General features: G+C 72.2%; 15 protein-coding genes and 1 tRNA gene. 11 read left to right on the plus strand and 5 right to left on the minus strand.

What is annotated here, in order from left to right:
- Positions 1–120: 120 nt before the first annotated feature.
- Positions 121–194 (plus strand) — tRNA-Gln (locus DFI_RS04180).
- A 113-nt stretch (positions 195–307) separates the two neighbouring features.
- On the opposite strand, the gene DFI_RS04185 is transcribed toward DFI_RS04180, so the two are convergent.
- Complete coding sequence (locus tag DFI_RS04185; RefSeq protein ID WP_027462060.1) at positions 308–1,309, minus strand: ABC transporter substrate-binding protein; 1,002 nt, start codon at positions 1,307–1,309, stop codon at positions 308–310.
- Between the two features lie 174 nt (positions 1,310–1,483).
- Here DFI_RS04185 and DFI_RS04190 point away from each other — a divergent pair, with 174 nt between their 5' ends.
- From DFI_RS04190 to DFI_RS04210, 5 genes are all read left to right on the plus strand, one after another.
- Positions 1,484–2,461 carry an ABC transporter substrate-binding protein gene (locus DFI_RS04190; RefSeq protein WP_027462061.1) on the plus strand — a complete coding sequence of 326 codons (978 nt, stop codon included), beginning with the start codon at positions 1,484–1,486 and terminating at the stop codon, positions 2,459–2,461.
- Positions 2,458–3,285 carry an ABC transporter permease gene (locus DFI_RS04195; RefSeq protein WP_022799928.1) on the plus strand — a complete coding sequence of 276 codons (828 nt, stop codon included), beginning with the start codon at positions 2,458–2,460 and terminating at the stop codon, positions 3,283–3,285. Before DFI_RS04190 ends, DFI_RS04195 begins: the two co-directional genes overlap by 4 nt.
- Positions 3,282–4,082 carry an ABC transporter ATP-binding protein gene (locus DFI_RS04200; protein ID WP_081425706.1) on the plus strand — a complete coding sequence of 267 codons (801 nt, stop codon included), beginning with the start codon at positions 3,282–3,284 and terminating at the stop codon, positions 4,080–4,082. Before DFI_RS04195 ends, DFI_RS04200 begins: the two co-directional genes overlap by 4 nt.
- Before the next feature lie 38 nt (positions 4,083–4,120).
- Complete coding sequence (trxB, locus tag DFI_RS04205) at positions 4,121–5,086, plus strand: thioredoxin-disulfide reductase (RefSeq protein WP_027462062.1); 966 nt, start codon at positions 4,121–4,123, stop codon at positions 5,084–5,086.
- A gap of 147 nt (positions 5,087–5,233) precedes the next feature.
- The gene (locus DFI_RS04210; protein ID WP_051307462.1) at positions 5,234–5,746 is read left to right on the plus strand and encodes an HD domain-containing protein; all 513 of its coding nucleotides are present in this window, start codon (positions 5,234–5,236) and stop codon (positions 5,744–5,746) included.
- Positions 5,747–5,805: 59 nt separating this feature from the next.
- Here DFI_RS04210 and DFI_RS04215 read toward each other — a convergent pair whose 3' ends face one another.
- Both DFI_RS04215 and DFI_RS04220 read right to left on the minus strand, forming a co-directional pair.
- Positions 5,806–6,282 (minus strand): FKBP-type peptidyl-prolyl cis-trans isomerase, encoded by a 477-nt coding sequence (locus DFI_RS04215; protein WP_022799924.1) that lies wholly within the window; start codon positions 6,280–6,282, stop codon positions 5,806–5,808.
- Positions 6,283–6,407: 125 nt separating this feature from the next.
- Positions 6,408–7,262 (minus strand): CAP domain-containing protein, encoded by an 855-nt coding sequence (locus DFI_RS04220; protein WP_027462064.1) that lies wholly within the window; start codon positions 7,260–7,262, stop codon positions 6,408–6,410.
- A 133-nt stretch (positions 7,263–7,395) separates the two neighbouring features.
- On the opposite strand from DFI_RS04220, the gene DFI_RS04225 reads away from it, so the two are divergent.
- Entirely contained in the window at positions 7,396–8,589 is a 1,194-nt protein-coding gene (locus tag DFI_RS04225) for a molybdopterin molybdotransferase MoeA (RefSeq protein ID WP_027462065.1), read from the plus strand.
- Here DFI_RS04225 and DFI_RS04230 read toward each other — a convergent pair.
- Entirely contained in the window at positions 8,507–9,382 is an 876-nt protein-coding gene (locus DFI_RS04230) for a DUF817 domain-containing protein (protein ID WP_081425707.1), read from the minus strand. The two genes, DFI_RS04225 and DFI_RS04230, sit on opposite strands and share 83 nt — an antisense overlap.
- A gap of 94 nt (positions 9,383–9,476) precedes the next feature.
- Between DFI_RS04230 and DFI_RS04235 the strand changes: the two genes are divergently transcribed.
- Positions 9,477–9,671, plus strand: coding sequence for a DUF2256 domain-containing protein (locus tag DFI_RS04235; protein ID WP_027462066.1), 195 nt, complete (start codon positions 9,477–9,479; stop codon positions 9,669–9,671).
- A complete protein-coding gene (gene uvsE, locus DFI_RS04240; RefSeq protein ID WP_027462067.1) occupies positions 9,668–10,561 on the plus strand; it encodes a UV DNA damage repair endonuclease UvsE in 894 nt (297 codons plus the stop codon). Before DFI_RS04235 ends, uvsE begins: the two co-directional genes overlap by 4 nt.
- Positions 10,562–10,564: 3 nt before the next feature.
- Here uvsE and DFI_RS04245 read toward each other — a convergent pair whose 3' ends face one another.
- Positions 10,565–11,518, minus strand: coding sequence for an aldo/keto reductase (locus tag DFI_RS04245; protein ID WP_027462068.1), 954 nt, complete (start codon positions 11,516–11,518; stop codon positions 10,565–10,567).
- Positions 11,519–11,577: 59 nt separating this feature from the next.
- Here DFI_RS04245 and lysA point away from each other — a divergent pair, with 59 nt between their 5' ends.
- Complete coding sequence (gene lysA, locus DFI_RS04250; protein WP_027462069.1) at positions 11,578–12,720, plus strand: diaminopimelate decarboxylase; 1,143 nt, start codon at positions 11,578–11,580, stop codon at positions 12,718–12,720.
- 57 nt (positions 12,721–12,777) lie between these two features.
- Complete coding sequence (locus DFI_RS04255; protein ID WP_027462070.1) at positions 12,778–13,572, plus strand: hypothetical protein; 795 nt, start codon at positions 12,778–12,780, stop codon at positions 13,570–13,572.
- Positions 13,573–13,600 lie beyond the last annotated feature (28 nt).

A 13,600-nucleotide genomic window follows, 5' to 3' on the forward strand; every position in this document is an offset into this window, starting at 1 on the left:
TGAATATCTCTTGCTCCTGCCCCACACGGGCCAGGGGGTGGGGGTGGTTGACGCCCGCGCAACAGCCCCCTATACTCCCTGTCGCTCACCCCTCCGGGTGCGCACGTCAGGCTTCACCGTTGGGGCATCGTCTAATGGCAGGACAACAGTCTCTGACACTGTCGATCTAGGTTCGAGTCCTAGTGCCCCAGCCAACCTCCTCCCGCAGCAACGCGGGAGGTTTTTTTGTGCCTGGATTCATGGCCTGACAGACGGCGACCGGGCGCCCCGCGGTCAACGGTGGGGCGCCCGGTTCTTGATTCGGGATTTACTTCGCGAGGCCGCGGATCACGCTGAGGTCCACGAAGCGGCCCAGGTCCGGGACGTCCCGCGCGAAGCCCGCTTCCTTGTTCAGCTGGGCGTATTCGCCGAGGGTGCTCAGGTTGATGTCCCAGGTGACCTTGGTGCGCGCCAGGGCCCGGAACAGTTCGTTGGTGTTGGGGCGCTTGCCGGTGAAGCTGTAGATCTGTTCGGCCACGGCCTTCTGGGCGCCGGCGTTGCTGCGCTTGATGAAGTCGATGGCCGTCAGGTGCCCGCGCAGCAGCCCGCGCAGCGCGGTGGGGTACTTGCTGGCGTAGGTGGTGTTCACGACGAGTACGGTGGTGGTGTAGTTCCCGTTCGCCCAGATGCCTTTCTCGTTCACGATCAGCTTGGCACCCTGGCTTTCCATCACGGCGCCCCAGGGTTCCTGCACGAGTGCGGCGTCCACCTGCCTGGCAGCGAAGGCGGCGGGCATGTTGGCGGGGTCGATCGGCACGATGCTCACGGTGCCGCCCTCGTCGGTGGCCTTCAGGCCGTTCTCGTGCAGCAGGTGGCGCAGGCTGATGTCCTGGGTGCTGCCGCGGGTGGGCACGGCCACCTTCTTCCCGGAAAGCGCCTTGACGTTGCGCACCCCGCTGTCCTTGCGGGCGACCAGTACCGCGCCGGCGTTGGCGGCCCCGGCGTACACCTTGATGGGCACGCCGCGCATGAAGGCGTTCATGGCAGGGCCCGGGCCGACGTAGGCGGCGTCGATGGCGCCGGCGGCGAACGCCTCGTTGATCTGGGAGCCGTTGGCGAATTCCTTGACGACCAGTTTCACGCCGCCGAGTTCTTTCTGGAAGATGCCGCGCTGCACCCCGACCAGTCCGGCGGCGTGGGTGACGTTGGGAAACACGCCCAGGCGCAGTTCGGTGGGTTGCGTGCCGCTCTGGGCCTGAGCGGCGCCGAGGGTGAGGGCGCCAAGTGTGAGGGGAAGGATAAGGGCGGGCGCGAGCCGGTGTCGGAGCATAGGGTCAAGCTACCCCAATCAGTTGACCGACTTTGTAAACTTATAGACAGCCGTCATCCCTGCCGGCCCGTCCCACTCAAGAATCTCCACCCGAGCCCCCACCCGTCCAGGCCGACCCCGGCGCCCACCCACCCCACCATCCTGGCACCCCATGCCCCCACAGGAGGATCTGACATGCGCGCACCCTTCCCCCGCCGGCTCCACCCCGGGCTCACTGCCCTCACCCTGACCGCCGCCCTGATCGGCTCCGCTGCCCACGCGCAGAGCACCGTGCGCCTCGGATACTTCCCGAACCTCACGCACGCCCCGGCCCTGATCGGCCTGGAACGCGGCACCTTCCAGAAAGCGCTCGGCAACGCCAAACGGGACGCGCGCAGCTTCGTGTCCGGCACCACCCTGATGGAAGCCTTCGCCGCCGGGCAGATCGACATCGCCTACGTCGGCCCCGGCCCCGCCATCAGCGCCGCCACCCGCGGCCTGCCCATCACCTTCCTGGCCGGCGCCAGCGAGGCGGGCGCGGTGCTGGTCGCCCGCAAGGACAGCGGCATCAAGTCCGAACGCGACCTGGCCGGCAAGATTGTCGCTGTGCCCAGCCTCGGGAACACCCAGGACATCAGCCTGCGCCACCTCCTGAAAACCGCGGGCCTGAAACCCCGCGCGGACGGTGGGACCGTCACCATCGCCAGTATCCCCCCGGCCGACATCGTCACGGCCTTCGCCGGGAAGCGCGCCGACGCCGCCCTGGTCCCCGAACCCTGGGGCGCCGCCCTGGAAGCGCAGGGGCACAAGGTGATCGGCAGTGAGAAGACCATCTGGCGGGACGGCAAGTACCCCACCACCCTGCTGGTCGCCAGCACCCGCTTCGTGCAGCAGAACCCCAAACTGATCACCGCGTTCCTCGCCGCGCACAACGACGCCGTGACCTACCTGAACCGCTCCCCGGCCGCCGCGCAGACCCTGATCAATCGCCAGCTCGACAAGCTGACCGGCGCGCCCCTGAACCTGCGTGTGCTGCAGCGCGCCCTGAACCGCACCGCCTTCACCACCACCCTGAACCTCGCCGCGCTGAACGAGTACGCCGACCTGAACGTGGAAGCCGGCTACGCCCGCAGCGTGCCGAACCTCGCCAGCTTCATCTACCGCGCCCCATGACGACCGCCGAACTCACCCCCGCCCCGCGCACGCGGCCCGGACGCCTGCGCAGCCTGAGCTGGCAGCTCGCCGGCCTGCTGCTGCTCGTGGCCCTGTGGTGGCTGGTCACCGACGTGCTGCGGCTGTACCCGCCCTACGTGTTCCCGAGCCCGGGCGCCGTGTGGACCGAGATCCGCTACGGCCTGTGGGGTACCGGCCCGCAGGACGGGAAGCTGCTCGCCGCGATCGCCGGGAGCCTGCGCCGCGTGCTGACCGGGTACCTGATCGCGGTGGCGCTGGGCAGCGCGGTCGGGCTGCTGATGGGCGCGTGGCGGCCGCTGCGCACCACCCTGGGCGCCTACCTGACCGGCATCCAGAGCGTGCCCAGCATCGCGTTCGTGCCGTTCGCGATCCTGTTCCTGGGCCTGAACGAACGCGCCGTGCTGTTCGTGGTGATCCTGGAAGGCTTCATTCCGGTGGCGCTGGCCGTGTCCGGGGCCCTGCTGAACGTGCCCCCGGCCCTGCGCGTCGCGGGCCGCACCCTGGGCGCCCAGGGCGCCGGGCTGATGCTGCGCGTGCTGCTGCCCGCCTCGGTCCCCAGCGTCCTGACCGGCCTGCGCACCGCCTGGAGCTTCGCGTGGCGCGCCCTGGTGGGCGGGGAACTGCTGATCAGCGGCGCGAGCAGCCTGGGTGAGCAGCTGGAGGTCGGCCGCAACACCGCGAACGTGGCGCTGGTGCTCTCCACCATCCTGATCATCGGCGTGATCGGCGGCCTGTTCGACGCGCTGCTGCGCGCCCTGGAAGGCCGGGTGCGCCGCGACTACGGCCTGGAGGTGCTCGAATGACCCGCCCCATCCCTGACCCCACGCCCGCGTCGGGCGCCGCCGCCAGCCTGGACCTGGACGGCGTGACCTTCCGCTTTCATGGCCGCGCCGCCCCGGCCGGCGCCCTGCCCGCCGCCGGCGTCGGCCCGCTGGACCTGCACGTGACGCCCGGGGAGTTCCTGTGCATCGTGGGCCCCAGCGGCAGCGGCAAGAGCACCCTGCTGAACCTGCTCTCGGGGTTCCTCACCCCGCAGCGCGGCGAGATCCGCGTGGGCGGCGTGCCGCTCAGGGGTCCGCACCGGCAGCTGACCCTGGTGCAGCAGGAACCCGCCCTGTTCCCGTGGCTGACGGTGGCCGGCAACGTGGCCTTCGGGCTGCGCGGCCTGCGCCGGCCCGAACGGGACGCCCGCGTGCAGGAGGCGCTGGGCCTGGTGGGCCTGGACGGGTACGGCGCGCGGCGCGTGCACGAGCTGTCCGGCGGTCAGCGTCAGCGCGTCAGCCTGGCCCGGGCGCTGGCGGTGCGGCCGGGGCTGCTGCTGCTGGACGAGCCCTTCAGCGCCCTGGACGTGCAGACCCGCGCCGCGCTGGGCCGGGAGCTGCGCGGCATCTGGGAGCGGCAGCGGATCACGGTGGTGTTCGTGACGCACCACCTGGACGAGGCCCTGAGCCTGGGTGAGCGGGTGGTGGCCCTGCGGGACGGGCAGGTGAGCCTGGACGAGGCCAGTGCGGGACTGTCGCGGGCCGCGCTGGACGCGGTGTTCGGGGTGGGGCCGGCCGGAGCGCCCGGGCCGGCGAGGACCGCCGCCCACGCCCACTGATGCTTTAAAAAGTAAAGCAAATGTGGTAGGCTGAACCCATGTCCGAAGCGCCCACCTACGACGTCGTGATCATCGGGGGCGGCCCCGCCGGCCTCACCGCCGCGATCTACACCGGCCGCGCCAGCCTCAGCACCCTGATCCTCGAAAAAGGCCTTCCCGGCGGCCAGATCGCCCAGACCGAGGAAGTCGAGAACTACCCCGGCTTCCCCGACCCCATCCCCGGCATGGAACTCGCCCAGCGCATGCAGCAGCAGGCCGAGAAGTTCGGCGCGAAAATCGAGATGGAAGAAGTCCAGGCCATCACCCGCACCGACACCGACCTCCACCACCCCTTCACCGTGCAGGGCTACGGCGGAGAGTACCGCGCCAAGGCCGTGATTCTCGCCACCGGCGCCAACCCCAAGACCCTGGGCGTGCCCGGTGAGGAGCACTTCTGGGGCAAGGGCGTGAGCACCTGCGCCACCTGCGACGGTTTCTTCTACCGCGGCAAGAAGGTCGTTGTGGTCGGCGGCGGGGACGCCGCCGTGGAAGAGGGCCTGTTCCTCACCAAGTTCGCCGACGAGGTCACCCTGATTCACCGCCGCGACACCCTGCGCGCCAACAAGGTCGCCCAGGCCCGGGCGTTCGCGAACCCCAAGATGAAGTTCATCTGGGACACCGCCGTGGAGGAAATCCAGGGCCAGGACAGCGTCACCGGCGTGAAACTCCGGAACCTCAAGACCGGCGAGGAGAGCGTCATGCCCACCGACGGCGTGTTCATCTTCATCGGGCACGTGCCCAACACCGGCTTCGTGAAGGACCTCGTCACCCTGCGCGACGACGGGTACGTGGACGTGCGCGACGAGATCTACACCAACGTGCCCATGCTGTTCGCCGCCGGGGACGTCAGCGACTACGTGTACCGCCAGCTGGCCACCAGCGTCGGCGCCGGCACCCGCGCCGCCATGTCCGTCGAACGCCAGCTCGCGGCCCTGGAAGTCGAGGCCGAACCCCAGCCCGCCTGACCCCGGGCACTCCCGGGCCGGCGCCGCAGAGCCTCACCGCTCCGGCGTCGGCCTCCTTTTCCGCCGTCCCGGCGGGACCCTGAGCGTTCCTTCAGACTCCGTCCCGCGTCATGCCGCCGTCAGCGCCGCTCTTCTATCCTGAAGCGTATGAACACGCCCGCGACCACGCTGGTCCCCACCCCGGGCAGTGGTCTGGTAGGCAAAGTGCGGCGCTTCCTGCGCTCCTTCCGCGAAAGCGACGCCCACCCCGACGACACCTGGGCCCGACAGTTCCTCACCCCCGCCGAGACCCTCATCTACAACGGCATGGACGCCCGCGACCGCGAGCACGCCTGCCGCGTCACCCAGCACCTCCTGCGCGACCACCCCGACGTGGACCAGGAAGTGCTCGCCGCCACCCTCCTCCACGACTGCGGCAAGAGCGTGCGCACCTACTACGTGTTCGAACGCGTGTTCGTGGGCCTGCTCCCGTACCGCCTCACCCGGCTGCTCCCCCCGCGCGGCGCGCTGGGCATCCGCGCCAACCACCCGGAACTCGGCGCGAAACTCCTCGCGCACGCCGGCGCCCGCCCCCGCGTGGCCCGGCTGGTCGCCCGGCACCACGCCCCCATCGGCGACCCGGACGCCATGCTGATCCACCGCTACGACGACCTCGAATAAAGACAGAAGCAGCGCGCCGTCCGATTACCGGACGGCGCGCTGCTCCCTGAGTACTGAATTCAGTGGTCGTGCATTTCGGGCGTGTGCGCGTGCCCGTGCTCGAGTTCTTCCTCGGTCGCGTCACGCACGGTGACGACCTTCACGTCGAAGTGCAGCACCTCGCCCGCCAGCGGGGGGTTGAAGTCCACCATGACCTTCTCGCCGTTCATGGCGGTCACGGTGAAGGGAATCACGCTGCCGTCCTCGGACTGCGCGTAGTACGTGGCGCCCACCTCGATCTCGTCGTCGAAGTCCGCGCGGTCCAGTTCGTCGGTGTTCGACTCGTCACGCTCGCCGTAGCCGTCCTCGGGCTGCACGGTCACCTGCAGCGCGTCACCCACGGTCTTGCCTTCCAGCGCGCGTTCCAGGCCGGGAATGATGTTGCTGTGCCCGTGCAGATACGTGAGGGGCTCGCCGGGTTCGTTCTGGTCGATGACCTCGCCGTTCACGGTGAGCTTGTACTCGATCTCGGCAACCTTGTCCTGGGTGATGTTCATGCGTTCTCCGTCTCGCGCTCCCGACCCGGGGCCGGGGTGAAAACTTGGGCGCGGGCTTGTCTGCCCAAGGAGTGTACCCCGCACGCCGCCCGGCGCACGTCATCCCGCACCTGCCCGGCCCCTGCTCAGTCGCGGCCGCCGCCCGCGACCCGGAAGGCCCACGACACCCGGCCCTGTTTCGTGCCGAAACTCACCCGCACCGCCGCGCCCGCCGGCAGCGGAACGCGCGGCAGCAGCACCGCGCCGCCCTGCGCCGCGAGCACGTTCCGGCCCACCCGCGAGTCCGCGTCACTGACCCCCCGGTAGCGCCCGGCCGTGAGCAGGCACGCCGCGACCGCCCGGCCGTTCACCTTGATGGCCGCCCAGCGCGCCTCCCGGCCCGGGCCCAGCAGCAGCGCCACCGGCGCCCCCACCGGCGCGGCGTACCCGGGGCAGCCGGCCACCGGGTCCGGCCACTCGAACTGCGCGGCCTGCACGAACGGCGAGGTCAGGTTCGGTGCCGGGAAGCGCACCGGGTACCGGCCCGCGCCGCTCAGGCCGCGCCGGACATCCAGCACCACCGCCGACTGCACGCCGCCCGCCGCGTCGTGCGCCACGCCCAGCGCCACCGCCTTCAGGCGCGGGTCGATCAGCTGCGGGAGGTGAAAGGCGCCGGTCGCCCAGTACGCCATCGCCCGTGCCGACCCGGCGTCCGGGCGGGACGTCACGTAGTAATGCCCGGGCGCGCAGCGTTCCCCCAGCGCCGACCGGTGCGGGCTCTGCGGGTCCTGGCGGTGCTCGGCGCGGTCCGCGCGCACCAGGTAGGTGGCGTGCGCCGTGCACTCCGCCACCCAGTCCGTGCGCAGCCGGACCGTGGGCACCCCGGCGAGGCGCCGCACGGCGTTCACGCCCAGCGACTCCAGGGCCGGCCCGGCCGGGACCGGGCGTCCGGTCTGCGCCAGTCCCCCCAGCCCGGCCGCGCCCAGGGCGGTGCCCAGCACGGCCGCCGCAAGCCGCCGGCCCCTGCGGGGAGGGGCGGGAACCGCAGGGGGGCGGTGGGGTCCGGGCATGGTGCCGGTCATGCTAGGGCGCCCGGCCCGGCCGGCACATGACCCGGCCCTCTATGCTGCCTTCATGACCGCCGCGCCCGCTTTTCCGATGTTCGTGAGCGTTCCCGAGGCCACCGCGCACCTGCGCGCCCTGCTGCCCGACCCGGGCGTGGACCGCGTGCCGCTCTCCGGCGCGCTGGGCCGCACGCTGGCCGAGGCGCTGGCCGCGCGGGTCAGCCACCCCAGCGCCACCGAGAGCGCCCTGGACGGCATCGCCTGCCGGGAGGCCGACACGCTGACCGCCACCGCCGACCAGCCCGTGCCGCTCCGGGTGGTGGGCGAGAGCCGCGCCGGGCAGCCCTTCGCGGGCACGGTGGGGGAGGGCGAGTGCGTGCGCATCTACACCGGCGCGCCCCTGCCCCCCGGCACGGACGCCATCTGCCCGGTGGAACAGCTCACCGATCAGGGCCCGGACCACGTCCTGCTGCGCCGCCCGGCCCGGCCCGGCGACGTGCGCCCCGAAGGGCAGGACTTCCGCGCCGGGGACGTGGTGCTGCCCGAGGGCGTGCCGCTCACGCCCGCCCGGCTGGCACTGGCCGCCGCGCTGGGCCACGCGGAGGTCACCGTCCGCCGCCCGTACCGGGTGGCGCTGCTCTCCACCGGGGACGAGGTCGTGGCCCCTGGGCAGCCGCTGCGGCCCGGGCAGGTGTACGACAGCAACCGCGTGGGCCTGGGTGCCCTGCTGCGCGAGTGCGGCTGCGAGGTGCTGGACCTGGGGCACGCGCCGGACAGCGTGGACGCCCTGCACGCGGCGCTGGACGCGGCGGGCGGCGCGGACCTGCTGCTCACCAGTGGCGGCGTCAGCATGGGCCGCTACGACTTCATGCGCGATCTGCTGATCGAACGCGGCACCGTGACCTTCTGGAAGGTCCGCATGCGGCCCGGCGGCCCCGCCCTGCTGGGTCGCTGGGCGGGCCTGCCGGTGTTCGGGCTGCCGGGCAACCCGGTGAGCAGCCTGGTGGTGTTCGGGCTGATCGTGCGCCCCGCCCTGACCGGGCAGCCGCTGCGTCCCGTGCGCCTGCGGGCCGGCACGGAGTTCCGGGGCGTGCCGGACAAGACCGTGTACGCCCGCGGCGTGCTGCGCGGCGCGGAGGTGCACGCGTACCGGCAGCAGAGCAGCGGGGTGCTGCGGTCCCTCAGCGACTCGGACGTTCTGGTGATCGTGCCGGAAGGCGCGGAGGTGCCGGCCGGAGCGGACGTGGACGTGCTGCTGCTCTGACCGCCGGCGCTCTGGTGCCGGCCGCGAGCCGCGCCTCCCAGCCTTTCAGGACGCTCACGATCAGGAACGCCACGACCACCATCAGCGTCCAGGCCAGCCACTTGGACGCGCTCACCACCCGCCAGCCCGCGTGCTGGTCCGGGTACACCCAGGCGCCCAGGAACGTGGCGACGTTCTCCGCCAGGAACACGAACAGCCCGATCAAGGCGAACGCCAGCAGCAGCGGCAGCCGGACCGTGCGGTCCGCGACGCGGAACACCACCCAGGTCCGGCGGAAGGCCAGGATCAGGCCCGCCGTGACCGCCCAGCGCAGGTCCGGCCCGAAATGATGCCCGAAGAAATTCAGGTACGCGGCCGCCGCGAGCCCCACCTGCACCGGGACGGGCGGCGCCCCGGCCAGCCGCAGCCCGTGGCGTCTCCAGGCCTGCGCCATGTAGCTGCCCACGCCGGCGTACATGAACCCGGCGTACAGCGGCACGCCCAGCACCTTGCTGAGCGCCGCGTCCGGGTACGCCCAGCTGCCGTGCGCGACCTTGAACGCCTCCAGCGCGAACCCCAGCGCGTGAAAGGCCAGGATCACGCCCGCCTCCCGCCACGACTCGAACCGCACCGCGATCAGCACCAGCTGCGCCGCCACGCAGCCCACCAGCAGGAAGTCGTAGCGGGCCACGCCCCACTCGCCCAGCGGCAGCACCCGGGCCACGGCCAGCAGGCCCACCACCGTGAACGCGAACAGGCAGCTCAGCGCCTGCGTGCGGGCAAAGGAAAGCAGCAGGGAGAGCGGCCGGGGCATGCCCGCAGCATGCGGGGCGTCCCCTGGGGGCGGCGTCCCTCCAAAGTTGCGCCGCGTACGGTCCGGCGCCCCGGCGCGCGGCAGACTGCCCGGCATGCCCCGCCGCTCCCCCGCCCGGCCCGCCATGGGCGGAGGCCGCCCCCCGGCCGACCGTCCCACCAAGACCTGCCCGGTGTGCGGCCTGCCCTTCACGTGGCGGCGCAAGTGGGCGCGCGACTGGGCGCAGGTGCGCTACTGCTCGGACCGCTGCCGCGCCCGGCGCGCCCTGGCCCCCGGAGCGGACGCATGACCGCGCCCGCGTTCGGTCTGGTGTGCCTCACCGCCGGCCCGGAAATCCGCTTCCGGACCGTCACCCTCAGCCGCTACCGAGCACTCACGCCCGCCGAGCGGGAGGCGAAGCTGCGGGACCTGTACACCGACAACATCGCCCGGCTGCACGCCGCCGCCGGGTACTGCGCCGCGCGCGGCATCCGGCTGTACCGCATGAGTTCCAGCCTGTTCCCCATGCTGGACCTGAAGGGCGACGACACCGGCGAGGCCGTGCTCGGCTCCCTGGCGGCCGAGCTGCGCGCCGCCGGGGACGCCTTCCGCGCCGCCGGCATCCGCGTGCTGATGCACCCGGAGCAGTTCATCGTGCTGAACAGCGACCGCCCCGAGGTCCGCGAGAGCAGCCGGCACGCCCTGGCCTCGCACGCCCGGGTGATGGACGGCCTGGGCCTGGACCGCAGCGCCTGGAACCTGCTGCTGCTGCACGGCGGCAAGGGCGGCCGGGCGGCGGAACTGCAGGCCGTCATCCCGGACCTGCCGGACGCGGTGAGGTCGCGCCTGGGCCTGGAGAACGACGAGCGCGCCTACGGCCCCGCCGACCTGCTCCCGGTGTGCGAGGCGACCGGCACGCCCTTCGTGTTCGACGCGCACCACCACGTCGTCCGGGAGAAACTGCCCGACCAGGAACACCCCAGCGTCCGGGAGATCGTGCTGGCGGCCCGGCGCACCTGGACCCCGCCGGAGTGGCAGGTCGTGCACCTCAGCAACGGCATCGAGGGCCCCCAGGACCGCCGGCACAGCCGGCTGATCACACACCTGCCCAGCGCCTACGCGGACGTGCCCTGGATCGAGGTGGAGGCCAAGGGCAAGGAGGAGGCCGTCGCCGCCCTGATGACGGCCTCCCCCCGGTGAACCTCAGCCGCCCTTGCCGCTGAGCCGGTTCACCTCCGCGCGCTCCTCCGCGCTGAGCACCCACCCGGCCGCGGCCACGTTCGCGTCCACCTGCTCCGGTTTCGTCGCCCCAGCGATCACGCTGCTCGTGACCGGTTCGGCCAGCAGCCACGCGAACGCCAGGTCCAGCAGCGTCCGGTTTCTCGCTCCCGCGAACGCGCGCAGGGCCTCCACGACCCCCCAGTTCTCCTCGGTCAGGTACCGGTCCTGCGCGCCGGCGGAGCCCGTGATCCGGGCGCCTTCCGGCAGCGCCTCCCCGGCGCGGTACTTCCCGGTCAGCAGGCCGCTCGCCAGCGGAAAGTACGGCAGCAGGCCCAGCCCCAGGTCCCGCATGGCGGGAATCAGGTCCGTTTCTGCGCCGCGGACCAGCAGGCTGTACTCGTCCTGGCAGGACACGAAATGCGCCCAGCCCTTCTCGCGGGCCAGCGCGTCGGCGGCGCGCACGTCCGCGGCCGGCATGTTCGACACGCCGATATACCTCACCAGCCCCGCCTGGACGGCCTCGTTCAGCGCCTCCAGCGTCTCGGCGATGGGCGTCTCCGGGTCCGGCTGGTGCAGCTGGTACAGGTCCAGGTAATCGGTGCCCAGGCGGCTCAGGCTGGCTTCCAGCGCCGAGCGGACGTACTCGGGCCGCGCGCCCTTCAGCTCACCGGACTCGTCCATGCCCATGCTGTGCCCGAACTTGCTGGCCAGCACGATCCCGGCCCGCTCGGCGCCCAGCGCGCGGCCCAGCATGACCTCCGACCCGCCCCGGCCGCCGTAGATGTCGGCCGTGTCGAACAGCGTGATGCCGGCGTCCAGCGCGCGGCGCACCACCGCCGTCGTCTGCGCCTGATCCAGCCGCTGCCCGAAGTTGTTGCACCCCAGCCCCACCACCGACACCAGCGGGCCGCCCTGCCCCAGCGTTCGCATTTGCATGTCAGGCATCCTAGATCACGCGCAACCGCGTGGCGCGCCGCGCGGCTTACTCTGTCGGGATGCTGCCCGCCTCCCTGCTTCAGGCCGCCGCCGACACGTACGGCACGCCGCTGTACACCTACGACCTCGCCGAACTGGATGCCGCGCTGGGCCGCGTGCGCGCCGCATTCGGGGACGCCCGCGTGTACTACGCCATGAAAGCCAACCCGAACCTGACCCTGCTGCGCCACCTTCACGCCCGCGGCGTGGGCTTCGACTGCGTGAGTCTCGGCGAGGTCAGCCGCGCCGAGCACGTCGGGGCGCGCGGCGAGCACATCGTCATCAACGGTCCCGCCAAGAGCGCCGGCGAGTACGAGGCCGGCGCCCGCCTCGGCGCCACCTTCATCGTGGACCGCGAGGAGGAAGTCGCGCTGCTGCCCGCCGGCGCCCGCGCCCTGGTGCGCGTGAACCCCGCGCTGGACATCAGCACCCACGACCACCTCGCCACCGGCAGCACCGCCAGCAAGTTCGGCGTGACGCTGGAACAGGCCCCCCGCGTCCTCCAGGCCCTGCGGGACGCCGGGCACGTGGCCCTGGGCCTGCACGTGCACATCGGCAGCGCCATACGTGACGCGCAGGACTTCACCGCCGCGTACGCCCGCCTGGAAGCCCTGCGGCCCCACACCGGCCCACTGGCCGTGCTGGACGCCGGCGGCGGCTGGGGCCTCGGCGCGGACCTGCCCGGCATCGCCCGCGAGGCCCGCAAGGCCGCGGACGTGTTCGGCGCCGAACTGTGGGTGGAACCGGGCCGTTATCTGGTGGCGCTCTCCGGCACGCTGCTCACCCGCGTCATCGGCACGAAACGCACCGGCCGCAATTTCTGCCTGGTGGACGCCGGCATGACCGAACTGATCCGCCCCATGATGTACGGCGCCGAACACCCCGTCACGGCCCTCTGGGACCGCCCTGCCGGGGAAGGGGAGACCTGGGACGTCGCCGGGCCCGCCTGCGAGAGCGGCGACATCCTCGCCCGCAACCAGCCCCTCGCGGACCCGCAGCGCGGCGACCTGATCGCGGTGGGGGAGGCCGGCGCGTACGGTGCCTCCATGAGCAGCCCCTACCTGACCCGCTCCCGACCCGCTGAGGCGCTGTGGGACGGCCAGGCGTGGCAGCTGATCCGCCGCCGCGAGACCCCGCAGGACCTCTGGGCCGCGGAGGAGTGACCCCACCCGCCGGATTCCGGGCAGTGCCCGCCGCCCGCGTCCCGTACAGTGGCAGGCATGATGGCCGGCTCGAACGCTGAACTCTTGCAGCTGCTGTACTGGGGTGTGCGCATCCTGGCGGGCATCTGCTTCCTGCATGCCCTGATCACCCGCAAGGACCTGTACTGGATCCTGATCCTGGCGCTGGGTACCTTTTTCGGCGGGATTTTCAGCACGCTGGCCGCGCTGGTCTACACCTTCCAGGTGCTGATTCCCAGCCTGCGCGGCGGCGGCAAGGCGGCGGGCGCGGCCGTGGCGCGCGGCGTGGAGGCGATGAAGCCCCTGGACGTGCGCATCCGGGAAGCGCGGGAGCGGCTGGCGGAAAGTGACACATTGCAGAACCGCGCGGACGTGGCGGCCCTGCAGGCCCGCGCCGGCCGGCCGGAGGAGGCGCAGGAGACCCTGACGCCGCTGCTGAGCGGCATCTACCGCGACGACCCGGTGGTGCTGCTCACGGCCGCGGAACTGGACCTCGCCCGGAACGACTACGCGGCGGCCGAGGCGAAACTCAGCGGCGACACCCTGCGGGGCAGTGCGACCCGCACGCGGGCGCTGACGCTGCTGGCGCAGACGCAGGAGGCGCAGGGCAAACCCGAGGCGGACGCCACGTACCGCGAGGCGATGCAGGGCGCGAACACCGAGGAGCCCCGCACCCGTTACGCCGCGTACCTGATCAAATCGGGCCGCACGGACGAGGCCCGCGCGCTGCTGGACACCATCCTGAAAAGCGAGTCCCGCGCGTCCGCGCTGTACCGCCGGCAGGAGCGCGAGTGGTTCCAGATGGCCGCCACGCTGCTGCGCGACCTGAAGTGACGCCCCTTAAACGCAAAGAAGAAACGCG

It is taken from the genome of Deinococcus ficus (assembly GCF_003444775.1).
Taxonomy (GTDB): Bacteria; Deinococcota; Deinococci; order Deinococcales; family Deinococcaceae; genus Deinococcus; species Deinococcus ficus.